At 70.4% G+C, this 22808-nt stretch carries 23 protein-coding genes, 1 tRNA gene and 2 pseudogenes; 13 read left to right on the top strand and 13 right to left on the bottom strand.

The window, feature by feature from the left end:
* The first annotated feature begins 16 nt into the window (after positions 1-16).
* The 3 genes and pseudogenes from DMH12_RS21140 to DMH12_RS39870 all read left to right on the top strand — a co-directional run.
* Positions 17-757 carry a response regulator transcription factor gene (locus DMH12_RS21140; protein ID WP_125493070.1) on the top strand — a complete coding sequence of 247 codons (741 nt, stop codon included), beginning with the start codon at positions 17-19 and terminating at the stop codon, positions 755-757.
* A complete protein-coding gene (locus DMH12_RS21135; RefSeq protein ID WP_125493069.1) occupies positions 754-2175 on the top strand; it encodes a cell wall metabolism sensor histidine kinase WalK in 1422 nt (473 codons plus the stop codon). The genes DMH12_RS21140 and DMH12_RS21135 overlap by 4 nt, the downstream gene beginning before the upstream one ends.
* A gap of 164 nt (positions 2176-2339) precedes the next feature.
* A pseudogene (locus DMH12_RS39870) lies at positions 2340-2444 on the top strand (GDP-mannose pyrophosphatase); the annotation flags it as partial.
* Here the strand turns inward: DMH12_RS39870 and DMH12_RS21125 are convergent.
* The 7 genes and pseudogenes from DMH12_RS21125 to DMH12_RS21095 all read right to left on the bottom strand — a co-directional run bounded on the left by DMH12_RS21125 (position 2435) and on the right by DMH12_RS21095 (position 6746).
* Positions 2435-2833: a hypothetical protein gene (locus DMH12_RS21125; protein ID WP_125493068.1), complete on the bottom strand. Its 399-nt coding sequence runs from the start codon at positions 2831-2833 to the stop codon at positions 2435-2437. The pseudogene DMH12_RS39870 and the gene DMH12_RS21125 overlap by 10 nt on opposite strands.
* On the bottom strand, positions 2830-3117 hold the full coding sequence (locus DMH12_RS21120; RefSeq protein WP_125493067.1) for a hypothetical protein: 288 nt from the start codon (positions 3115-3117) through the stop codon (positions 2830-2832). Before DMH12_RS21120 ends, DMH12_RS21125 begins: the two co-directional genes overlap by 4 nt.
* Positions 3118-3191: 74 nt before the next feature.
* The gene (locus DMH12_RS21115) at positions 3192-4565 is read right to left on the bottom strand and encodes a DUF6177 family protein (protein ID WP_125493066.1); all 1374 of its coding nucleotides are present in this window, start codon (positions 4563-4565) and stop codon (positions 3192-3194) included.
* A pseudogene (locus DMH12_RS21110) lies at positions 4562-5233 on the bottom strand (type VII secretion protein EccC); the annotation flags it as partial. The pseudogene DMH12_RS21110 and the gene DMH12_RS21115, both read right to left, overlap by 4 nt.
* 2 nt (positions 5234-5235) lie before the next feature.
* Positions 5236-5658 carry an RDD family protein gene (locus tag DMH12_RS21105; protein ID WP_185832446.1) on the bottom strand — a complete coding sequence of 141 codons (423 nt, stop codon included), beginning with the start codon at positions 5656-5658 and terminating at the stop codon, positions 5236-5238.
* Positions 5659-5865: 207 nt separating this feature from the next.
* Entirely contained in the window at positions 5866-6063 is a 198-nt protein-coding gene (locus tag DMH12_RS21100; RefSeq protein WP_125493064.1) for a DUF397 domain-containing protein, read from the bottom strand.
* Positions 6060-6746 carry a DUF5753 domain-containing protein gene (locus DMH12_RS21095; RefSeq protein ID WP_399188150.1) on the bottom strand — a complete coding sequence of 229 codons (687 nt, stop codon included), beginning with the start codon at positions 6744-6746 and terminating at the stop codon, positions 6060-6062. The genes DMH12_RS21100 and DMH12_RS21095 overlap by 4 nt, the downstream gene beginning before the upstream one ends.
* Between DMH12_RS21095 and cysS the strand changes: the two genes are divergently transcribed.
* From cysS to DMH12_RS21080, 3 genes are all read left to right on the top strand, one after another.
* Positions 6633-8033: a cysteine--tRNA ligase gene (gene cysS / locus DMH12_RS21090; RefSeq protein ID WP_125493063.1), complete on the top strand. Its 1401-nt coding sequence runs from the start codon at positions 6633-6635 to the stop codon at positions 8031-8033. The genes DMH12_RS21095 and cysS overlap by 114 nt on opposite strands.
* 119 nt (positions 8034-8152) lie before the next feature.
* On the top strand, positions 8153-9094 hold the full coding sequence (gene rlmB, locus DMH12_RS21085; protein ID WP_125493062.1) for a 23S rRNA (guanosine(2251)-2'-O)-methyltransferase RlmB: 942 nt from the start codon (positions 8153-8155) through the stop codon (positions 9092-9094).
* Between the two features lie 147 nt (positions 9095-9241).
* Entirely contained in the window at positions 9242-10960 is a 1719-nt protein-coding gene (locus DMH12_RS21080) for a DoxX family protein (RefSeq protein WP_185832445.1), read from the top strand.
* A 100-nt stretch (positions 10961-11060) separates the two neighbouring features.
* Here the strand turns inward: DMH12_RS21080 and DMH12_RS21075 are convergent, their stop codons facing one another.
* Positions 11061-11270 (bottom strand): DUF397 domain-containing protein, encoded by a 210-nt coding sequence (locus tag DMH12_RS21075; RefSeq protein ID WP_125493061.1) that lies wholly within the window; start codon positions 11268-11270, stop codon positions 11061-11063.
* 21 nt (positions 11271-11291) lie between these two features.
* Between DMH12_RS21075 and DMH12_RS21070 the strand changes: the two genes are divergently transcribed.
* Positions 11292-14255 (top strand): Tn3 family transposase, encoded by a 2964-nt coding sequence (locus tag DMH12_RS21070; RefSeq protein ID WP_125493060.1) that lies wholly within the window; start codon positions 11292-11294, stop codon positions 14253-14255.
* 175 nt (positions 14256-14430) lie between these two features.
* Here the strand turns inward: DMH12_RS21070 and DMH12_RS21065 are convergent, their stop codons facing one another.
* Positions 14431-14898, bottom strand: a complete 468-nt coding sequence (locus DMH12_RS21065) for a MarR family transcriptional regulator (RefSeq protein WP_125493059.1) — start codon at positions 14896-14898, stop codon at positions 14431-14433.
* An 86-nt stretch (positions 14899-14984) separates the two neighbouring features.
* Here DMH12_RS21065 and DMH12_RS21060 point away from each other — a divergent pair, with 86 nt between their 5' ends.
* From DMH12_RS21060 to DMH12_RS21040, 5 genes are all read left to right on the top strand, one after another.
* Positions 14985-15434 carry an SgcJ/EcaC family oxidoreductase gene (locus DMH12_RS21060; RefSeq protein ID WP_125493058.1) on the top strand — a complete coding sequence of 150 codons (450 nt, stop codon included), beginning with the start codon at positions 14985-14987 and terminating at the stop codon, positions 15432-15434.
* A 110-nt stretch (positions 15435-15544) separates the two neighbouring features.
* Positions 15545-16207 (top strand): SgcJ/EcaC family oxidoreductase, encoded by a 663-nt coding sequence (locus DMH12_RS21055; protein ID WP_125493057.1) that lies wholly within the window; start codon positions 15545-15547, stop codon positions 16205-16207.
* Between the two features lie 20 nt (positions 16208-16227).
* Complete coding sequence (locus tag DMH12_RS21050; protein WP_260474268.1) at positions 16228-16989, top strand: SDR family oxidoreductase; 762 nt, start codon at positions 16228-16230, stop codon at positions 16987-16989.
* A gap of 43 nt (positions 16990-17032) precedes the next feature.
* A complete protein-coding gene (locus tag DMH12_RS21045; protein ID WP_125493055.1) occupies positions 17033-17371 on the top strand; it encodes a hypothetical protein in 339 nt (112 codons plus the stop codon).
* Between the two features lie 179 nt (positions 17372-17550).
* Complete coding sequence (locus DMH12_RS21040) at positions 17551-18483, top strand: recombinase family protein (protein WP_260474267.1); 933 nt, start codon at positions 17551-17553, stop codon at positions 18481-18483.
* A 493-nt stretch (positions 18484-18976) separates the two neighbouring features.
* Here DMH12_RS21040 and DMH12_RS21035 read toward each other — a convergent pair whose 3' ends face one another.
* The 3 genes from DMH12_RS21035 to msiK all read right to left on the bottom strand — a co-directional run bounded on the left by DMH12_RS21035 (position 18977) and on the right by msiK (position 21573).
* The gene (locus DMH12_RS21035; RefSeq protein ID WP_125493053.1) at positions 18977-19714 is read right to left on the bottom strand and encodes a nucleotidyltransferase family protein; all 738 of its coding nucleotides are present in this window, start codon (positions 19712-19714) and stop codon (positions 18977-18979) included.
* Between the two features lie 42 nt (positions 19715-19756).
* A complete protein-coding gene (locus DMH12_RS21030; protein WP_125493077.1) occupies positions 19757-20215 on the bottom strand; it encodes a hypothetical protein in 459 nt (152 codons plus the stop codon).
* A 221-nt stretch (positions 20216-20436) separates the two neighbouring features.
* Positions 20437-21573: a diacetylchitobiose ABC transporter ATP-binding protein MsiK gene (msiK, locus tag DMH12_RS21025; RefSeq protein WP_125493052.1), complete on the bottom strand. Its 1137-nt coding sequence runs from the start codon at positions 21571-21573 to the stop codon at positions 20437-20439.
* Positions 21574-21797: 224 nt separating this feature from the next.
* On the opposite strand from msiK, the gene DMH12_RS21020 reads away from it, so the two are divergent.
* A tRNA-Thr gene (locus DMH12_RS21020) sits at positions 21798-21871 on the top strand.
* 86 nt (positions 21872-21957) lie between these two features.
* Here DMH12_RS21020 and DMH12_RS21015 read toward each other — a convergent pair.
* On the bottom strand, positions 21958-22808 hold an 851-nt coding region (locus tag DMH12_RS21015), incomplete at its 5' end, for an NADase-type glycan-binding domain-containing protein (RefSeq protein ID WP_399188139.1).

Raw genomic sequence — 22808 nt, 5'->3', positions numbered from 1 at the left:
GTGCGACGCTGAACCCATGAGCCCCGCAGACGCCGACCGCGACCGAGACGTCCAGCGCATCCTGATCGTCGACGACGAGCCGGCGGTCCGCGAAGCCCTCCAGCGCAGCCTCGCCTTCGAGGGATACGGCACCGAGGTCGCCGTCGACGGCGCCGACGCCCTGGAGAAGGCCGCGGCGTACCGGCCCGACCTCGTCGTCCTCGACATCCAGATGCCCCGCATGGACGGCCTGACCGCCGCCCGCCGGATCCGCGGCGGGGGCGACACGACGCCCATCCTGATGCTGACCGCCCGGGACACCGTCGGCGACCGGGTCACCGGCCTGGACGCCGGCGCCGACGACTACCTGGTCAAGCCCTTCGAACTGGACGAACTCTTCGCCCGTATCCGCGCGCTGCTGCGCCGCAGCTCCTACGCGGCGGCGGTGGAGGCCACCGCCGAGGACGACGACACCCTCACCTTCGCCGGCCTGACCATGGACCTGGCGACGCGGGAGGTCACCCGCGCCGGGCGCCCGGTGGAGCTGACCCGCACGGAGTTCACCCTGCTGGAGATGTTCATGGCGCACCCGCGCCAGGTCCTCACCCGGGAGCAGATCCTCAAGGCGGTCTGGGGCTTCGACTTCGAGCCGTCGTCCAACTCCCTCGACGTGTACGTCATGTACCTGCGCCGCAAGACCGAGGCGGGCGGCGAACCGCGCCTGGTCCACACCGTCCGGGGCGTCGGCTACGTGCTGCGGCAGGGCGGCGCGGAGTGAGCGGACCGGTACGCCGATTCCGCGCCCTGCCCATCCGGGCGCGGCTGTCGCTGCTGGTGGCGGCGGCGGTGGCGTTCGCGGTGGCGGCGGCGGCGGTGGCCTGCTGGTTCGTGGTCAAGAGCGTGCTGGTGAGTTCGCTGGACGAGGCCCTGAAGGCGAACCGCATGGACCGGCAGCAGGTGAGCCAGTACGTCAACCTCCGCACCGGCCTGTGCGCCCACGATCCTGTCACGCACGAGCAGAATCCCTTCGGCTCATCCGTCCAGGTCGTCGACAGCGCGGGTGGCAGCTGTCTGATCATCGGCACGGAGGAGGTCCCGCTCACGGACTCCGACCACGCGGTGGCCGAGGGCGAGTCCATCAACGCGCTGCACGACGCCAAGGGGCCGGAGGGTGCCGAGTACCGGGTGTTCACCTACCGCGTGGCCGGCCTGCCGGATGTGGCCGTCTCCGCCGCCCGCCCGCTCAGCGAGGTGAACCGCTCCCTCAGCAACCTCGCCCTCGTCCTCGTCTTCGTCGCGGGCGCCGGGGTGATCGGCGCCGGTGCCGCCGGCCTCTGGGTCGCCCGCACCGGCCTGCGCCCCGTCGACCAACTGACCCGTACCGTCGAACACGTCGCCCGCACCGAGGACCTGACCGTCCGCATCCCCGTCGAGGACGACAGCGACGACGAGATCGCCCGCCTCTCCCGGTCCTTCAACAGCATGACGGCGTCCCTGGCCAGCTCCCGCGACCTCCAGCAGCAGCTCATCGCGGACGCGGGCCACGAACTGCGCACCCCTCTCACCTCGCTCCGTACGAACATCGAACTCCTCACCCGCAGCGAGGAGACCGGCCGCCCGATCCCGGAGGCGGACCGCAAGGCGCTGCTCGCCTCGGTGAAGGCGCAGATGACGGAGCTGGCCGCGCTGATCGGCGACCTCCAGGAGCTGTCCCGCCCGGACACCGGACAGCACGAGGGCCGCACGCGGATCCTCCCGTGGCACGACGCCGTCGAGTCCGCGCTGCGCCGCGCCCGCCTGCGCGGCCCGGAGCTGACCATCACGGCCGACGTGCAGCCCTGGTACGTACGGGCGGAACCGGCGGCCCTGGAGCGCGCGGTCGTCAACATCCTGGACAACGCGGTGAAGTTCAGCCCGGAGTCCGGCACCGTCGACGTACGCCTCGCCGACGGCGTCCTCACCGTCCGCGACCACGGCCCCGGCGTCCCCGCCGACGAACTCCCGCACGTCTTCGACCGCTTCTGGCGCTCCCCGTCGGCCCGCGCCCTGCCGGGATCCGGCCTGGGTCTGTCGATCGTGGCCCGCACGGTCCAGCAGGCGGGCGGCGAGGTGACCCTGACCCCGGCGGAGGGCGGCGGCACGACGGCGACCGTCCGGCTGCCGGGGGCGCCGAAGCCGCCGCCGGAGGTGCCCTAGACGCGTACGCGTCAGCCGGCCGTCAGCACCCTCATCCCCAGCTCCGTGAGCTGCCCCCCCGACGGGGTCGTCCGGTACCGCGCCGGTGATCAGACCGGCGATCCGGTCCAGGTCCAGGACGCGGTAGTCCAGGTCCAGGACGCGGTACCGCGAGGTTTCACGGAGCACTTGGCCTTGCCCGGGACGGCCGCATCACCGACGGCAAGACGATCATGCTCCTGCAGTGGGCGGCCCTGGACGGCCCGCTCGCGGGCGGGGGTCAGTGGTAGCCGAGCATGCCAGGGGCGTCGATGTCGACGGTGAGAAAGCCCGGCGGGTACAGGGACTCCCGACCCGTCAGGATGATCGACATGCCCCCCGTGTCCAGGTGCGGGGTCGCCACGTACAGCGCGTGACACGTGTCGGCCCCGCCCCAGCCGTCACGCACCATCCCGCCGACGGTGACGGCCGCGGCCTGACCGAGCGGATCGACCTGCAGACCCGGAAGCGCCATCAGCGCGCTCCCGACGTCCGCCTCGCTCTCCTCGGCCTTCATGAGGCACAGCGCCGGGAGGTGCAGCCAGTCACCGGGCGTGTGCGCGACGTTGTCGGCGAGGCGGTGGAGAGCCTCGTGACCGTGGGCGAGCGCCAGTGCCGCACCCGCGTCGAGAATGATCACGCGGCGTTCTCCCGGAGGGCCCGGGTCTTGTCCGCAGCCATCGCGTAGATGTTGGCCAGCACATTCGGCCCGCTGTCGAACTCCTCGTCGCTGAGCGTGCAGCCCAGCCGTTCACGCAGCGCGGAACGCGTGGCCGCCACCCGCTCCGCGATCTGCTCCGCCGTCGGCTGCTCCGAAGCCAGCAGCTCGACCAGCTGGCCGAGGGTCATCCCCCGCTCCTTGGCGACCTGCGCGAGATGGTCGCGAGCCTGGCGGGACACCTGAATGGTCGTGTTCTCTGCCATGGCTCCACCATAGTCGCCTTACAACCAGGAGGCTGCCGTTTCGCCGCTCCCTTCACCCGGAGGTTCTACGGCGCTCACCCCGCCTGCCCCGACGCCTCCCCTTGCAGCCCCAGCCGCGCGAGAAGGTCCCGGAACCGCCCCCAAGCGGCGGCGTCCGTTCCGTCGCCCAGCCGGTAGTGCCGTACGGCCTCAGCGGTGTGGCCGAGGCGCTTGCCCTCCGCACGGCCGAGGGCGAAGGTGACGGGCAGCGGCGGGCCTTCGAGGCGAGCGGAGACCGTGAGGTCCCTGCGCGCGGCACGGAGCGACGCGAGCAGCGTGACGAGGCCGTGCCCGGCATCCAATTCCGCGGCCAGTCCTGGCAGCGAGTCCACCGGCGGGTGCTCTCCCTCCCCGTAGCCGAATGCCACGGTGACGTCCTCCTCCACGCCTGCCGACGTACGCAGCACCCGGACCGTGGCGATCGCGGGACGGTCGGGCGACCCGACGACGACCAGCCAGGTGGGCCGTGGTGCACGCGCCCGTGCCAGATCGGTCAGCTCGCGGGTGGACCAGCGGAGGTTGACCGGCTCGGCTGTGCTCCAGCCGGCGGGAGGGCCACCGGTCAGACACCGAAAGGCCGATTCCAGGGACCGGCCCAGCACGAGATCGGCGTCGGGTGCGTGGCGGGTACGAAGGGTGAGGAGCAACTGACGTTCACCACCGACGGAGGCCCCCGTGAAGGCTCCCGCAGCCGAGGCCTTCCCGTTCTCGTCGCGTACGGGAGTGAAGGTGCCGTCCTTCCAGTGGAGTACGGCACCGGACAGGCCGTCGTAGTAGCCGTGGTCGGGGTCCTGGACCACCCAGCGGTTGGGCAAACCGTGCAGGGCGGTGCGGGTGGGCAGGGTGAGGCGTGCGGTGGGTGGGGTGACCATCTGCAGGGCACGCTCGCTCTCGGCCGCGGCACGCAGGGCGTCGGAGAGCCAGCTGGTGAGGGGAACGAGCGGGCGGTCCTGGATGACCACGGCGGTGGTCGGGGTGAGAACATCCACGGACGGTGTGCCGGTGGTGGGTACCGGCACGGCGGAGACGTCCGTGGTCAGAGGCACGACATCCGTGGTGGCCGCTCCGGGCGGCCAGACCGCGCCGTCGAGCACCGTGGCCAGCCGTCCCGCGAAGGACCCCGCGAGCCGCCCGGCCTCTGAACTCGACGTGGAGGCCCGTGCCTCGGTCCACCACACCGGCGCCTCCCGTCCGGTACGGCCCAGCAGGCGGGTGGTCTCGCCGGGCACCTGCACCAGGAGGGGTGCCTCCACCGAGACCAGTGGGCGGCCGTCGGGCGCGCAGAGCTGGACGACAGCTCCGCCGGCCAGGCTGTTGACGCCCAGCTCGGGGCCGCCCGCGTAGAGGCCCGTCAGGAGGGTGGGCAGGTCGGGCATAGCGCGAGTGAGGGCGATGACGTCATTGGTCACCTCGTCTCCTCCCCTGCCAGGGCGGTCTGGATCAGCTGCGGGGGACGGCCTCGTCGGACGAGCGTGCCCCGCCCCGGCGGCTGCGGTGAGAGATGGACACCGGGGAAGATCTGGCCCTCGGCACGATCGCCGGTCATGAGCAGAGCGGTGCTGCCGGTCTCACGCAAGGTGGTCAGCAGCGGCTCGTACAGGGCACGGGAGGAACCGGCGGCGCGGCGGGCGATGACGAAGTGCAGGCCGATGTCCTGGGCTGAGGAGACGTAGGGCAGGAAGGGAGCCAGGGGCTGCTGTCCTGCGGTGGTGAGGATGTCGTAGTCGTCGACGAGGATGACGATCCGCGGTCCCGTGAAGGCCGGTCCGGTCTCGTCCTCGGGGACGGCGTCGGGGTCTGCGGTCTCCGGCAGGCGTTTGTCCAGTTCGGCGGCGATGCCGGTGGACAGGGCAGCGGCGAGCTTGGCGTTGTGGGCGTAGCCGCCGCGATAGGGCTCCGGGACCGTGCCGCGCAGACCGCGCCGTGGGTCGTAGATGCCGAAGACGAGGTCCCTCTCCGAGTGGCGTTCGGCGAGCCTTCCGGCGATCAGCTTCAGCAGGTTCGTCTTGCCGCACTCGTTGTCGCCGAGTATCAGCAGGTGCTGGTCCTGGCCGAAGAGGTCGAGAGAAACGGGGGCCCTCAGCGCTCGATGGCCACCGTCTCCGCGAGCTTGTCGTGCAGACACTGCTGATACGGCCTGTCCCAGCAGCACCACAGCGAGTTGAGCAACCCGAGTACTGGGACCAGGGAAAAGGCCGGCCAGCAGACCTCTCGTAGCAGAGCGCGCCAGAAACCGATGTTCAGCCCCGACTCACGGTCCACGACCCGGACCTTGCAGATGCGCTTGCCCAGGGTCGAGCCGAACTCGGCGACACAGACAGGGAAGTAGATGAGGAAGGAGAGGGCAAGCCATCCGACCAGCACCGCCTGGGCCGTCTCACCGCCTCCGGCGTCGATCCACATACTCAGCGGGAGGCCGCCCGTGAGGAAGTACCCGACGAACCAGAGGCCGACGTCCAGCACCCGCGCTCCGAGTCGGGACCCGAGATCGGCGAGGCCCATGGGCGGCGCGAAGCCTGGGCCGTGAGGCGCCGGGTAACTGTAGGGCGGCTGCGGCGCGTAGTGCTGCGCGCCAAGCCCGGCTGAGGTGGAACCGACGGGATAGTGCGGGAGGCCGGCCATGTCTTCCTGGATGTGGACACCTGCGAACACAATCCGTCGATCATATACGCACGCTCTGACAGCGACCCTCTGGTCGGCTTGCGGCTGCTACGCCTTCATCCCCGCCACGAACTGCCCCCACGGCCCCGCCCCGAAGACCAGCACCCGCCCGTCCGGCACTTTGCTGTCCCGTACGGGGACGAGGCCGGGGAAGCCGGGGGCGATCTCGACGCAGTTCGTGCCGCCGCCGTCGCTGTAGGAGGACTTGCGCCAAGTCGCGGTGGTGAGGTCGGGGATGTGGTTCATGGTCTGCGCTCCTCCAGAAGGCCCTTGATGAACGCCATCGACTCCACCGGAGTCAGCGCCGCGTCCCGGACCAGATCGTAGGACAAGCGGAACGACAGAACCTTGTCCGGATCATCGACCAACTCACCGAAGCCGTTGCCCTCCACATAGGCGACGGGGTCGCCGACCCGCTGCCACAGGAGCCAGAGGTGGCTGTCCATGAGGTCGTGCACGCCGGCCTCGAACGGCAGCACTTGGAGGACGACCGACGGGAGTCCTGCCGCGTTCACCAGATGTGAGAGCTGGTCCCGCCACACCTTCGCGTCGGGAGCAGGGCGGCGCAACGCCCCCTCGTCGAGGATCACCCGGATGTTCGGCGCCTGTTGACGGTAGAGCAGTTCCTGTCGTCCCACCCGCAAGGCGACCTGCTCCTCCACCGCCTCGCCGTTGCCCGCCGTTGTCTGCGCCCCAGACAACCCCGACAACACGGCGCGCGCGTAGTCCTCGGTCGGCAAGAGGCCGGGCTCGAAACGGCCGTCGGGCTCGGCCGTGTGCCCGTGGCACTGCTCGGGGCCTACTACCCTGGACTCGTGACTATTCGGCTGTACGACACCAGCGCCCGGCAGATCCGTGACTTCGCCCCCCTCACGCCGGGCTGCGTCTCGATCTACCTGTGCGGCGCCACCGTGCAGGCGGCCCCGCACATCGGGCACATCCGGTCGGGCCTGAACTTCGACATCATGCGCCGCTGGTTCGCGTACCGCGGCTACGACGTCACGTTCATCCGCAACGTCACCGACATCGACGACAAGATCATCAAGAAGGCGGCCGACCAGAACCGCCCCTGGTGGTCCATCGGGTACGAGAACGAGCGGGCGTTCAACGACGCCTACGACGCCCTCGGCTGCCTGCCGCCCACCTACGAGCCCCGCGCCACCGGGCACATCACCGAGATGGTCGAGATGATGCGCGGGCTCATCGAACGCGGGCACGCCTACGAGGCCGAGGGCAACGTCTACTTCGACGTCCGCTCCCTGCCCGGCTACCTGTCGCTGTCCAACCAGGACCTCGACGACCTGCGCCAGCCCTCCGGTGAGGGCGAGACCGGCAAGCGGGACCCGCGGGACTTCGCCATGTGGAAGGCGGTCAAGCCCGGGGAGCCGAGCTGGGAGACGCCGTGGGGGCGCGGGCGGCCGGGGTGGCACCTGGAGTGCTCCGCCATGGCGCACAAGTACCTGGGCAGCGAGTTCGACATCCACGGCGGCGGGATCGACCTGATCTTCCCGCACCACGAGAACGAGATCGCCCAGGCCGAGGGCTTCGGCGACGCCTTCGCCCGGTACTGGGTGCACAACGCCTGGGTCACCATGAGCGGCGAGAAGATGTCGAAGTCGCTCGGCAACAGCGTGCTCGTCTCCGAGATGGTCAAGCAGTGGCGGCCGGCCGTGCTGCGGTACTACCTCGGCACCCCGCACTACCGCTCCACCATCGAGTACAGCGAGGAGTCCCTGCGCGAGGCCGAGTCGGCGTACGCGCGCATCGAGGGCTTCGTGCAGCGCGTCACCGAGCTGGCCGGGCAGACCGTCGATCCGGCCCCCGAGGTGCCGCCCGCCTTCGCCGAGGCGATGGACGACGACCTGGGCGTCCCGCAGGCGCTCGCCATCGTGCACACCACGGTCCGGCAGGGCAACAGCGCGCTGGCCGCCGACGACAAGGACGCCGCCGTGGCGCGGCTCGCCGAGGTGCGGGCCATGCTCGGTGTCCTCGGCCTCGACCCGCTGGCCCCGCACTGGGCGGGGGAGCAGGAGCAGGGCGAGGACCTGCGGCACGTCGTCGACGGTCTCGTACGCCTGGTGCTCGACCAGCGGGAGGCCGCGCGGGGGCGGAAGGACTGGGCCACCGCGGACGCCATCCGCGACCAGCTCGGACAGTCCGGGCTGGTCATCGAGGACAGCCCGCAGGGGCCCCGGTGGAGCCTCGGGTCGCGCTGACCCGGCGGTCGGCGAGGTCCGTCCCGTAGATCGATTGTGCCGCCCGGCCCTCCGGGCGGCACACTGCATAGAACACAAGCTTCACGCACACTCCCGTAGAGAGCGGAGACAGGTAACTCATGGCCGCGAACAACCGCCGCATGTCCGGCAAGAAGGGCGCGCAGGTCGGCAGCGGCGGCAAGCGGCGCCGGGGCCTGGAGGGCAAGGGGCCGACGCCTCCCGCCGAGATGCGCAAGGGGCACGCCAAGCAGCGTGCCGCCAACGCGAAGGCGCGCCGCGCCACGGGCCGGCCGCAGCAGCGGCGCGGCGCCGGGCGGTCGACGTCCGAACTCGTCGTCGGCCGCAACCCCGTCTACGAGGCCCTGCGCGAGGGCGTGCCCGCCTCGACGCTCTACGTCCAGCAGTTCATCGACAACGACGAGCGGGTGCGCGAGGCGCTCCAGCTCGCCGCCGAGCGCGGTGGCATCAACCTCATGGAGGCGCCGCGTCCCGAGCTGGACCGGATGACCAACGGGCTCAACCACCAGGGTCTCGTCCTCCAGGTCCCGCCGTACGAGTACGCGCACCCCGAGGACCTGGTCGCCGCCGCCCACGACGAGGGCGCGGACCCGCTGATCGTCGCCCTCGACGGGGTGACCGACCCGCGCAACCTCGGTGCCGTCGTCCGCTCCGTCTCCGCCTTCGGCGGCCACGGCGTCGTCGTGCCCGAGCGGCGTGCGGCCGGGATGACGGCCGGTGCGTGGAAGACGTCCGCCGGTACCGCCGCGCGTACGCCGGTCGCCCGCGCCACCAATCTCACGCGCGCGCTGGAGTCGTACCAGAAGGCCGGGATCACGGTCGTCGGCCTCGCCGCCGACGGCGAGGCGGAACTCGGTGACCTGGAGGCCCTGGACGGGCCCGTGGTCATCGTGGTCGGCAGTGAGGGCAAGGGACTGTCCCGGCTGGTCGGCGAGACCTGTGACTTCCGCGTGCGGATCCCGATGCCGGGTGGCGCGGAGTCGCTCAACGCCGGTGTGGCGGCCGGGATCGTGCTGTACGAGGCGGCGCGGCGACGCCGCTGACCCGCGGTGATCGGTTCTTCGGGTGGGGGACGGGTGTTCGGATCCGTCCCCCACACGGGGTGTTCCGGGTGGTCCGGGCCGGTTTGACGCGGTCCGGACAGATCCGGGCGGTCAAGGCAGTGTCCTAACGACACATCACTCGGTTAGATGAGTGTGGACACCAGAACACCCCGCACACCCACGGGGGACCGCTCGTCGGGATACGACGACGCTCCCGCGTTGAGCATGGTGAAGGTGCCGAGCGATCCGGCCGAGGTCATCGTCAACCACGCGAGTTTCCGCGTGCAGTTCGGTGCCTCCGCCCGGCGGACCCAGTCGCCGCGGATCGCACAGCACTTGAGCGCCACCCAGACCACCCCCCGCATGCCCGCCGCCCCGGGCCGTCGCCGGGCCGTCGTGTGGAGCGGACGGTCCGACCCGGACGACACCGGCGCGCACCGGCTGCTCCAGGCGGTGCGGGCGGGAGCCGGTCACCACGTCGAGGACCCGGCCGCCGACGCCGGAGCCACCCAGGTCATCCCCAGGGTCGATCTCGGCGGGGACCCCCTGGGCTACGACGGCTACGACGCGGGCCCCGCCACCGAGACCCTCGAAACCCCCCTCGTCGGCGCCCAGCGCGGCCCCGTCCCCGAGGGCACCCGGCTGCTGCCCGCGATGCGCACCGTCGGCAGCGCCTACGACGAACCCGCCTACGCCGCCCAGGACTTCGGCCACCAAGACCACGAGGGCCACGAAGACCACGACGGCTACGGCGACGACACGGACGCGGACGAGCCGCGCGGCAGGCGCCGTTCCGACGACCCGGCGCGGCACGCGTACTTCCCGGGCCGCCGCATGAACCTCGGCGTCGTGCTGCTGCCGCTGCGCGTCTTCCTGGGCTTCATCTCGATCTACGCCGGCATGGGCAAGCTCTGCGACCCCGTCTACTTCGACGGCGGCGAACGCGGCTCCATGGTGAAGTGGCTCAACACCCTCCACCCCTGGGACGTCGCCGAGCCGCTGCGCCAGTTCGCCCTCGCGCACCCGGTCGGCGCCGGGCTCGTCATCGCCTTCCTCCAGGTGCTGGTGGGCGTCCTGACCGTGCTGGGCTGCTGGCAGCGGGTGGCCGCCGTCATCGGCGCGGGCCTGTCCGCCGCGCTCCTGGTCACCGTCAGCTGGAAGAGCGTCCCCGTCTACGACGCGCCCGACATCATCTACCTCGCCGCCTGGTCGCCGCTGATCATCGCCGGGGCGCCCGTCTACTCCGTGGACGGCAGACTCGCCGGCAGCGCCTGGCGCCGGCTCGGCCCGCGCTCCGACATCTGGGACCTGCGCCGCTACGTCCTGCGCCGCGGCGCCCTCGTCACCTTCCTGGTCGCCGGTGCGACCCTCCTGGTCGGCTCCGTGCTCGGCGGTGCCGTCCGGGACGCCGACCGCGTGGTCGTCCCCGGCCCCGGCGAGGCCCCGCGCAACGAACTGCCCGGCGCCCCGCTCCCGCAGGAGCCGGGCACGCGCGAGCCGAAGAGCCCGGAGGCCTCCGCCTCGCCCACCCAGGGCGCGACCAGCGGGGCCACCACCCCCTCCACGGGAGCCGCGGCCACACCGGGAGCGACCCGGGAGAGCGGCACCACCGGCGGCGGTACGCCCAGCCGTTCCCAGGGCACCGGCGGACAGGCCCCGCCGCGGCAGTCGTCCCCGGCCGGCCGGGACCAGGCACCGACCACCTCGGCCGGACCGACCGCCGGGGGCACCTCGACCGGCTCCGGAGGCTCCGGCGGCTCCACCGGCGGCGGTTCGACCGGGGGCTCCGGGAGCGAAGAGGGCGGCGGCTCCTCCTCCACCGGGCAGCCGGGCAACGGCCGCCTCGTGGGTGGTCTCCTGGGCTAGCCGATTCGGTGCCGTGCTCGGCAAGTCGGGGCCACTCACGAGATGAGGAGTGGCCCCGACTTGTGGCGGAGGCAGACGCGGGGAGCGCGCCGTTGCGGCGTCAGCGCTCCGAGGCGTACGCGACGAAGCGCGCCCACGCACCTGGCATGAGTGCGAGCCGAGGTCCTGCCGTGTTCTTGGAATCGCGGACGTGGATGGTGCGGGGGGCTATCGCGATCTCCACGCAGGAGTTGCCGTCGGGGCCGTCGCTGTAACTGCTTTTGAACCAGACCAGTTCTGCGACGTCCCCAGCAGAAGCGTTGCGGATCATGTCTCTCCCAGCACTTGCTCGATGAAGGCCAACGTGGTGGCGTGCTGGACGCTGGTGGACGGCGACTGGGACTTGGTGGCGAACAAGTCCGGGCCGACCCGGCTGGGCTTCTGCCTGATGCTGAAGTTCTTCGAGATCGAGGCCCGGTTCCCGGAGTTCATCGAGGAGTTCCCGCAGCTGGCGGTGGAATACGTCGCCGGGCTGGTGAAGGTTCCGGCGGGCGAGCTGGCGAAGTACGACCTGGCGGGCGCGAAGCGGCACCGGAAGCAGATCCGCGAAGCCCTCGGGTTCCGGCCGGCGACCCTGGCGGACGAGGAGGCGCTGACGGCCTGGTTGGCGGCGGAGGTGTGTCCGGTCGAGTTGGTGGAGGACCGGCAGCGGGAGGCGCTGCTGGTGGAGTACCGGGCCCGGAAGATCGAGCCTCCGGGCCCGAGCCGGGTCGAGAAGGTCCTGGCGGCCGCGCGGGGACGGTGGGAGAAGGGGTTCTGCGCCCGGACCATCGAGCGTCTGGGCCCCACGTGCGGTGGCCGTCTGCTGGCCCTGGTCGCGGAGGACAACGGCGAGGGCGCCACCTTGCTGGCCGCGCTGAAGCGCGATCCGGGGGCGGTGGGGCTGGACTCGCTACTGGCGGAGATCACCAAGCTGACCGCCGTACGGGAGCTCGCGCTGCCGGCCGGGCTCTTCACGGACTGCTCGGAGAAGCTGCTGGCAGCCTGGCGGGCGCGGGCGATCAAGATGTATCCCTCGGACTTCCGCGATACCGCGGAGGACGTACGGATCACGCTGCTCGCGGCCCTGTGCTCCTCCCGGCAGGGAGAGATCACCGATGCTCTGGTGGAGCTGCTGATCGCCCTGGTGCAGAAGATCAATGCTCGTGCCGAGCGGCGGGTGGAGCGGCAGCTGACGGCGGAGCTGAGGAAGGTCCGCGGCAAGGAGGGCATTCTCTTCAAGCTTGCCGACGCCGCGATCGGCAAGCCGGACGAGGTCGTACGCCGTGCGTTGTTCCCGGTGGTGGGTGAGAAGACGCTGCGCGACCTGGTCGCGGAGGCGAAGGCGAACGAGAAGGTGTTCAAGGCCAAGGTCCGCACCACGCTGCGCTCCTCCTACAGCTCGTACTACCGCAAGATGCTGCCGCCGCTGCTGGCGACGCTGGGCTTCTGCTGTCACAACACCGCCTACCGCCCGGTGATGAACGCGCTCGCGCTGCTGGAGCGCTATGCCGAGGTCGACGGCAAGACCCGCTTCTACGACGCAGGCGCGACGGTGCCGATGGACGGTGTGGTGCGCAAGGACTGGCGCGAGGCGGTGGTGGACGAGCGCGGCCGGATCGAGCGGATCCCGTACGAGCTGTGCGTGCTGGTGGCGCTGCGGGACGCGATCCGCCGCCGGGAGATCTACGTCAAGGGCGGGCTGCGCTGGGGAGACCCGGAGGACGACCTGCCCGGCGACTTCGAAGCCACCCGCACCGTCCACTACGCCGCGATCCGCCAGCCGCTGGATCCCGAGGAGTTCATCGCCGACCTCAAGCAGCGGATGACCACCGGCCTGGACCGGCTCTCGAGCGCGCTCGCCGACGGCTCGGCGGGCGGGGTGAAGGCCACCACCCGCAAGGGCGAGCCGTGGATCACCGTGCCGAAGCTGGACAAGCTGCCCGAGCCGACCGGCCTGGAAGCGCTGAAGGAAGAGGTCGTACGACGGTGGGGCGTCCTGGACCTGCTGGACGTTTTGAAGAACGCCGACTTCATGACGGGCTTCACCGACGAGTTCTCCTCGATCGCCGCGTACGAGCGCATCGACCGCCCCACCCTGCAGCGCCGGCTGCTGCTGGCGCTGTTCGCCCTCGGTACGAACATGGGCATCCGCGCGATCGTGGCGACCGGCGAGCACGGCGAAACGGAGGCCGCACTGCGGCACGTGCGCCGGTACTTCGTCACCGTCGACAACCTGCGCGCCGCGGTGACGAAGCTGGTGAACACCATCTTCGCCGCCCGCGACGCGGCCTGGTGGGGGCAGGGCACGGCGTGCGCGTCGGACTCGAAGAAGTTCGGGTCCTGGTCGTCGAACTTCATGACCGAGTACCACGCCCGCTACGGCGGCAACGGCGTGATGATCTACTGGCACGTGGAGAAGAAGAACGTCTGCATCTACTCCCAGCTCAAATCCTGTTCGTCGTCCGAGGTCGCGGCGATGATCGAGGGCCTGCTGCGGCACTGCACGGACGCCGAGATCGAAGCCAACTACGTCGACACCCACGGCGCGTCCGTCGTCGGCTTCGCCTTCACTGAGCTGCTGAACTTCCGGCTGCTGCCCCGGCTGAAGAACATCGGCAGCATCCGCCTGTACCGCCCGGACGACACCCCGCCCGGCTGGCCGGCTCTCGGCGGCAGCCTGACCCGGCCCATCAAATGGGACCTGATCGCCCAGCAGTACGACCAGATGGTCAAGTACGCCACCGCGCTCCGCCTCGGCACGGCGGAGGCCGAGCAGGTCCTGCGCCGGTTCACCCGCGGCGGGCCCAAGCACCCCACCTACGCCGCCCTTGAAGAGCTCGGCCGCGCCGTACGCACGATCTTCGCCTGCGACTACCTGGCCAGCCCCGACCTGCGCCGCGAGATCCACGGCGGGCTGCAGGTCGTGGAGAACTGGAACAGCGCGAACACCGTGCTGCACTACGGCAAGGACGGCGCCCTCACAGGGCCGGACAAGGAGCACGCCGAGACCTCGATGCTCGCCCTGCACCTGCTGCAGTCCGCGCTCGTGCACGTCAACACGTTGCTGGTACAGCAGGTCTTGGACGAACCGGCCTGGTCGAAGAAGCTGGGCGATGAGGACCGGCGCGGGCTGACGGCGCTGTTCTGGTCCAACGTCAACCCGTACGGCACCTTCCGCCTGGACATGGACAAGCGTCTCGACCTGGGCCTCACGGTGCCCCGTCCCCGCACCCCGGCGGACGCCGCCGGCCGATCGACCACGAAGGCGCGATGACCGCGGCATTGAGCAGCGAGGCTGCTTCGCCGAGCAGGCCATCACCGATCTTGAGGTGCAGATCGTCGGCGGTGGCTGATCCGCCGTCCCCGACGCGCACGTAGCGCGAGGCCCACGGATTCCCTCGGGGTGGCGTCGCTGCGGAGCTCGCGGATATGGCACTGATGGGGCCGCGTCAGGATGGCGTGACGTTTCCTGCTCGGATCTGCTCGGTGGCTTCTCGAAAGGCCGGGGCGGCGTGCTCGAAGTAGTCGAACAGCACTGCCCGCTGCTCAGGGGTGTAGCGGTCGAGGACCGCGGCAATGGTGCGGCGGGCGGGTGCGACCAGGTCGGCGATGCCTTCCAGGGCCTCGGTTACCGGCTGGACGATGACCTTGCGGCGATCCGCGGCGTCCGCGACCCGGCGGACATAGCCGGCGCGCTCCAGGCGATCGATCAGGCGAGTGGTCGCCCCTGTCGTCAGGCCAGTGCGCTCCGACAGCTGCCCAGAGGTGAGCCCGTCGGCAAACGCCAGCTGGCTCAGTGCGTACCACTCCGTGGCCTGCAGTCCGGCGGCTGAGGCTGCGGCAAGGCTGTGCAGGCCCACCGCGTCCAGGTAGGCGCGGTAGATCTCCCCTTCGCGAGGATTTGCGCGATTTGCCACGTTTCCCATCCGTCCCTTACAGTCATATCTGCATGTACGCAGATACTTACTCGGTGCAGGTAAATTGAGCCTATCAGGGAGACAGCATGACCACCGCACAGGATCGACAGGCCGTCACCGACGTCATCGACTCGCTCATCGACGCCTGGCGCCGCCACGACGCCGACGCCTACGCGGCGCCCTTCACCGACGACGCGACCTACGTCACCTTCGTCGGCACCTACTACCAGGGCCGCCGGGACATTGCCGAAAGCCACCGCGTCCTCTTCGCGAAGTACCTCAAGGGCACCCAGCTGGCGGACGAGGTCCTCGACGTCCGCTTCCCGGCACCGGATGTCGCCGTGGTGACCGGCCGCGGCGACACCTACAAGGGCAAGCGCCCGGAGAAGCTCTCCAAAGTCCAGACCTACACGCTGGTCCGCCAGACGGACGGCCAGTGGCGCATCGCGGCGTTCCAGAACACCAAGCGCAAGCCGCTGATGGAGGCGATCTCCTTCAAGACCGCGCCCGGCCTGATCCCGGCCGCGCAGAGGTAATCCCGGCTGCGCACAGGAACCGGCCGGACAGCTGCAAGACGGCCCGGCGGTGTTCCAATGCGCCGTCGACCAGGCAAAACCCACCCACAGAAAGCTAAGCGAGCACCCCCATGACCACTGAACACATAGCCACGCCCGCCCACGACTCCATCTCCCCCTCGCCCTCATCCCGGCCGCGCCGACGGCGCCTCAAGCGAGCACTGGGTGTCTCGGCGCTGACCGTGGCCGTGGCCGCAGGAGGCGGATACCTCTGGCTCAACACCACCTCCGATGTGCACCAAACCGGCCAGGCGGACTGCATGAAAGTGACCCCCACCGGCAGTCACGCCACGCACCAAGACCATGCCGCCGTCTGCGCTGTCATGGACTCCCTCATTGAGGCATGGGACCGCAACGACGCCGATGCCTACGGCAAGCAGTTCACCAAGGAGGCCACCTACACCACCTTCGTCGGCAGCCACTACGAAGGCCGCAAGGACATCACCGACTCCCACGCGGCCCTCTTCGACGACTTCCTCGAAGGCAGCAAGCTCGCCGGCACCTACCTCGACGTCCGCTTCCTCACCCCGGACACGGCAGTGATCACCGGCCGTGGCGACGACTACACCGGCGACAAGCCGGACAAGCTGTCCAAGGTCCAGACCTACACACTGGTGCGGGAGGCGGACGAGCAGTGGCGGGTGGCAGCCTTCCACAACACCCAACGCAAGCCCGTCATGGAACGCATCTCCTTCATCTTCTCGCCCGACACCAAGCCGCAGGCCGAGCGATGACCGGACCACGCAGGGCGCTGGTGACCGGCGCCAGCGAGGGCATCGGAAGGGCCTTGGCACGCCGGCTCTCCGCGAGCGGATACACCATCACCGCGGTGGCCCGCAGCCAGGACCGCCTGGACGCGCTGGCCGGTGAGCTCGGCCCTGGCCACCACGCCCTCGCCGCGGACCTGGCCACCGAAACGGGATGCCACCGCGTACGGCAGGAACTGCAGAACACCCGCTACGACCTGCTGGTCAACAACGCGGGCGCGGCCACTGCCGGACCGTTCGTCGAAGTGTCGGCGGAGCAGGCCACATCCATGATCCGGCTGAACTGCGAGGCCCTGGTGACCTTGGCGCACGCCTTCCTCAACGGTGCCCGATCGGGAGATGCGCTGATCAACGTGGCCTCCACGCTCGCGTTCGCGCCCATGCCGCAGCTGAGCATCTACAGCGCCACCAAGGCGTTCGTGGCCTCGTTCTCCGAGTCGCTGTGGGCCGAGCAACGACCCCGCGGGGTCTATGTGATGGGGCTGTGTCCTGGCATGACGGCCACGAAGTCCCAGCCACATACGGGCGATCAGGTGCCGGCCGCCATGGTGCAAACCCCCGAGCAGGTAGCGGGCACCGCCATTGCAGCCCTGGAACGCCGCCATCGTCCCACCGTCATCTCCGGCAAGAAGAACACCGTGTTCGCCGCTGTTACCCGCACCATGTCGCGCAGAGCGCTCCAGCGGATGCTCGGCAACGGCCGCATCTCCAGCACACCACCACCGCCTCAGGCGACAGAACGCACATGACCATCCGCAACACACATCCACATACACCCGGAGGGACAACCCCATGAACAACCGCAAGCTGCTGGCCGAGGCCACCGGATACGTAGATCTGCCGCCCGCACAGGTACGACGAGCATTGGTGGCCAAGTTCTCCGACGGCTACGTCGCCGTGGACGAGTCGGACACACACGTCGGCGCCCAGGGATCCTGGTGGGCCCGCCGGGAGTACGCGCTGCAGCCCGAGCGCCGGGGCACCCGAGTGACCCTCCGGGTCTACAACATCGCCAGCAAGGCACGCTGGGCCGTCCCCCTGGTCAGCAAGTTCTTCATCGGCTTCCCGCACGCTATGCAGACCGAACTCGACACCCTGCTGACGGGCATGCCTGCGCCGGCGCGCCACTGATCGCCGCGCAGGCGAAGTGTCGGCAACCGATCGAATGACGACAGAGGCGACGGGCGTCCAATGAACCCGGTGATTCCGGGGCTTGACGGCGACTCCAATCCAGTGAGATCCGATGACGGCTGACGACAGGGTTAGATGACACCCAAGGTCCGATGTGGCGGCAGAAGCAGGGAAACAGCGTGGCCAATCTCGTCTACAAGCGGGTGTCGACCGACCAGCAGTCCACCGCCCGCCAGGACCTCGTCCTCGCCGAGGCCGGGATCGAGGACCCGATCGTCTTCGAGGAGGATCCGGGGACCTCCAGCCGCCTCCACCCGCTCCAGCGCCCGAAGTTCGGCGAGCTGCTCACGTACGCGCGGCCGGGCGACACCGTGCACATCTCCGAGATGTTCCGCCTCGTACGCGGCAACCAGCACATCCTCGACGTCCTCGAAGTCCTGCACCGCGACCAGCTCGCCCTGCGCATCCACGACGGCGCGTTCTCCGCGATGGACCTCACCGCCCGCCACCCGCGCACCGGCGAGCTGCTGTCCACGGTGAAGTTCATGGTGCAGACCCTCGCCGCTGCCGGCGAACTCCAACGCGACCTCCAGCGCGAGCTGACGTACGACGGACTGCGCGCCGCCGAGGCCAAGGGCAACAAGGGCGGACGCCGCCCCGCGGTGACGGCCGCGAAGACCGATGACGTACGCACGGCGTATGTGGAGGGCCGCTCGATCGCCGCCCTCGCTCGCGACCACGGCGTGAGCCGCGGTGCGATCCGCACGGCCGTCGCCGATCTCCTGCCGGAGCATGTCGCCGCGGCCGAAGAGAGTCCGGCGCCGGAGCTGCCGGTCACCCTCGACATGCCGGGCAAGGTCGCCGATTTCCTCCGCTCCGCCGAGCTGGACCCCGTCGAGCGGGCCGCGCTCGACCAAGGTGTGACCGTACGGCGCGGCCAGGGCTACACCCTGCGCGTCACCGCCATCCCCTCCGTGCACCGCCAGTTCCTCGCCCGCTGCCAGCCGCTCGACGGCGGCCACGGCCTTCCCGCGGTCCCGGCTCAGCGCAAGGCCCGCCGCGAGTACGAGAACCGCGTCAACGTCCTCATTAAGGTCGCCGAGCGAGCTTGAAGCTACCCGCGGGTTACTTGTCCCGTGGTGTCTGAGCTAGGACACCGGGGCCTATGAGGGCGTGTTGTTGCGCACGCCCTTCGAGTTCGGTGGCGAAGGCATCTTCCCCGCCTCCGACATCGGCTGAGCGGTCCGATCACCGGTCGCATGCGCAAGCCGGTCCCGTAAGGCGTCAGGCCGCCCTTCACCGCCACCTCCAGCCCGTGGCCCCACGCCCGCGTCGCCGTGTCCACGTCCTGCGGCCGCAGGTCGGCCCGGACACTGCGCGTATGTGTGTCGTCCTCGTGAAGCAACGCGCCGTAGGCCGTTGCCTCGCGGATGCCCTGTCCGCTACTGATTCGGTTGACCACGCCGTGCAGGACCGCTTGTCGACCATTTCAGGTGGCTCATCGCCCCCCCCAGAACGGACTCATGCGACGTTGTCCTTGACGGGGCATGGCCGATTGGCGATCGGGGCGCAGCCCGTGCGGCCGCGAAGACGTCGACGAGCCCCTCAGCGGCCGGCCAGCGCCGCCAGCTCCCGTGCCGCCTCCGTGAGGTCCTTCGCGGTGTCGATCGCGCGCCAGTAGGAGCCCTGCGGGATCGGGAAGCCGGACAGGCGGCGTTCGCGGGCCAGCCCGGGGAACGTGGTCCGCTCGTGGTCGCCGCGCTCCGGGAGCATCGCGGCGAAGGCGGACGAGAAGACGTACACCCCGGCGTTGATCTCGAAGGTCGACGGCGGGGCCTCGATGAAGTCGGTGATGTGGCCGAAGCCGTCCGTCTGCACGGCGCCCCACGGCAGCCGCGGGCGGGCCAGGGCGAGGGTCGCGACGGCGTCCCGCTCGGCGTGGAAGTCGGCCATGTCGCGCAGCGAGAAACGGGTCCAGATGTCGCCGTTGGTGGCGTACCAGGGCCGGTCCGGGTGCGGCAGGTGTGCGGCGGCGTACTTGAGGCCGCCGCCGCGGCCGAGGGGCTCGGTCTCGACGACCGTGGTGACGGAGAGCGGCAGGTCGGCGGTGTCCAGCCACGTCTGGAGCACCTCGGCCAGATGGCCGCAGGAGACCACGACGTCCGTCACGCCCTCGTCGGCGAGCCAGGCGAGCTGGTGGCCGATGATCGGAGTGCCGGTGCCCGGGATCTCGACCATCGGCTTGGGCCGGTCGTCGGTGTACGGGCGCAGCCGGGAACCCTGTCCGCCCGCCAGGACGACGGCTTGAACGGGGTGGCGGGACGCGGCGTTCGGATCGGTCATGCCCGAACTGTACGCGGCGCCCCGCCGGCCCCCGAAGCCTCGTCAGCCGTGCGCGGCCAGCACGCCCGAGGCGAAGGCGGTGTCGCAGACGGGGCGGGAGTACGACTGGGCCCGCGTCGGCCCGTACACCTTGACCGCGGCGCGGCCGAGGGCGCGGGCGAGGGACGCGCAGTGGCCGGCCAGCGACGGGCGTTCGTTCACCGCCTCCTGGAGGTGGGTGAGGGCGACGCCCGGGTCCTCCTCCTGGAGCTCGGTCAGCAGCCGGTCGCGCAGCACCTCGTGCGGCGCGCGGGCGGCGGTGCGGGAGGTGGACGCCTTGGCCGAGGAGGCCTCCGACGCGGCGAGCACCGAGTCCGAGGGGTCCCCGGACCAGTTGACCCTGGTGACCGCGAGGGTCCCGGAGAGCACCAGGACGACGGGCAGGACGAAGGCGAGAGAGCGGCCGATCCGGTGGGCGGGGCCCCGGCCGCGTCGCGTCTGTCGAGTGGTGGAGTGCTTCACGGAGTGCTTCACGCGAGTGAGGGTAGCGCCCGGTAATGATTTGGCGACATTTAGTCACCCTTTCGGGGGATGAAGAGACGTCCCGAAGTGGGTAGGGGGTTGACGCGCGGTGAGCGAAAAGTCCGTTCTGCCGGGGTGTCTGGCGACAGCGAAAAGTGCCCCGCAGCAGGCCGCGGGGCACTTTTCGTCAACGCGGGTGAAAATCACCCGCGCGAGGACGTTCAGTCGGAGAGGCGCTCGCCCGTGGACGACGAGAACACGTGGGACTCGCCCGGCCGCGGCACGACGTGGACCGTCGCGCCCTTCTCCGGCACCGAGCGGCTGCTGACGCGGACCACGAGGTCCTTCGACTCGCCGCCGACGTCGACCGTGCCGTAGATGTAGCCGTCGGCGCCGGTCTCCTCCACGACGTTCACCGACACGGCCATGCCGGCCGGGGCGTCCGCGGAGTCCTTCGTCAGGGTCTTGGCCGCGCCGCCGTTCAGCTCGACGACGTCGAAGTGCTCGGGGCGGACGCCGACGGTGACCGTGCGGTCGCCCTTGTCGGAGGCGGCCTTCAGGGCGTCGCGGTTGACCGGGACGACGCTGTTGCCGAACTTCACGCCGCCGTCGGTGATCGGGACCTCGACCAGGTTCATGGCCGGGGAGCCGATGAAGCCGGCGACGAAGAGGTTCGCGGGCTTGTCGTACATGTTCCGCGGGGTGTCGACCTGCTGGAGCAGACCGTCCTTGAGGACCGCCACGCGGTCGCCCATCGTCATGGCCTCGACCTGGTCGTGGGTGACGTAGACGGTGGTGATGCCCAGACGGCGCTGGAGCGAGGCGATCTGGGTGCGGGTGGAGACACGGAGCTTGGCGTCCAGGTTGGACAGCGGCTCGTCCATGAGGAACACCTGCGGCTCACGCACGATCGCGCGGCCCATCGCCACACGCTGGCGCTGACCGCCGGAGAGCGCCTTCGGCTTGCGGTCCAGGTACTCGGTGAGGTCGAGGATCTTCGCGGCCTCCTCGACCTTCTGCCGGATCTCCGCCTTGTTGACGCCGGCGATCTTGAGGGCGAAGCCCATGTTGTCGGCGACGGACATGTGCGGGTAGAGCGCGTAGTTCTGGAACACCATGGCGATGTCCCGGTCCTTCGGCGGCAGGTGCGTCACGTCGCGGTCGCCGATGCGGATGGCGCCGCCGTTGACGTCCTCGAGGCCCGCGAGCATGCGGAGCGAGGTGGACTTGCCACAACCGGAGGGGCCGACCAGGACGAGGAACTCGCCGTCCTCGATGGCGATGTCGAGACCGTCGACGGCGGGCTTGGTGGAACCCGGGTAGATGCGGGTCGCCTTGTCGAACGTAACTGTGGCCATGGTGAATGGGCCCCCTTCTACCGGCAGGAACGTGCCGGACGATCCGTTGTAGGAAGGTGGTGGTGTAGTCCACACGGGTGTAGCTGGCTCAGGACGGTACCCGGCGTTCACCTGGTCTGTCAGTACCTGTGGACCTGTGAACTTCGCCGAAATTTTCGAATCCCACCGTTCACCGGGCTCTGTGTAGAGTGGACCGACCCGCGCGCGCGTGCCGCCGCGCGAGTGCCTCCTTAGCTCAGCTGGTCAGAGCGCCGCTCTTGTAAAGCGAAGGTCGTCGGTTCGAATCCGACAGGGGGCTCGGAGAAGCAGCAGGCCGAAGGCCCGACACCGCGCGGTGTCGGGCCTTCGGCCTGCTGAGGGCTTTGCCGAGGGTCCTGCCGCGGGTCAGGACCGGTTGGCGCTGGACCGGCCGAAGAACTCGATCTCCGCGATGGCGACCTGCTTGTCCGCGGAGGCCGCGTGGGCCGACTCGATGGTGAAGCGGACCTTGGTGACCTCACCGACGCGGAACGGGCGGCGCTGGCCGCCGGCACCCTGGTCCAGGGTGAGGTCGCGGGTCGTGGTCGACCCGTCCTTCAGGGTGATCGTCGCCTTCACGCGGTGCGGGAGGGCGCTCTCCTTGTTCTTCTCGGCGCGGGTGGAGACGCCGGGCGTGATGATGACGTCCAGCAGGCGGGTGGGCTCGGTGAAGGTGGCCTCGAGCCATTCGCCCTTGCCGGACTGCGAGATGCCGGGACCCCACCAGGTGTTGCTGAGCTGGTCGATGACCAGCTCGGGCTTGTGGCCGGCGTAGGAGTGCGAGGCCGTGATCCGGTCCGGGGAGACCGGGGCGCGCTTGGCGAAGTGGTCGCGGGTGGCCTGGTAGCCGTCCGGGATGTACATGAAGCCGAGGACGGTCAGGGTCACGACCACGACGATGGTGATCCAGGTGCCGATCCGGTCGAAGACGCGGCGCAGGCGCGGGCGGTCGCCGGCCCAGGGGGTCTCGCGGCGGGTGCCGCCGAAGAGCCTGCGCCACCAGGGGGCGCGTACGGCGGCCTGGTCGCCGCCGGCGACCAGGGGCATGGCGCAGCGCGCGCAGTAGTGGCGGTCGGGGCGGTTGGGCGTGGAGCACCAGGGGCACGGCGGGCCGTTGGCGGTGGTCGTGCCGGCGGGGGGGGGGGGGCGGCCGCCGGGCCCCTCTCGCGTCCTCTTTCTCTTTATCGCCGGCGCACGACGACTCCTTCTTGTGTTCT

It is taken from the genome of Streptomyces sp. WAC 04229 (assembly GCF_003947455.1).
In the GTDB taxonomy this organism is placed as follows: domain Bacteria; phylum Actinomycetota; class Actinomycetes; order Streptomycetales; family Streptomycetaceae; genus Streptomyces.
This window is presented reverse-complemented; position numbering and strand designations above follow the sequence as displayed.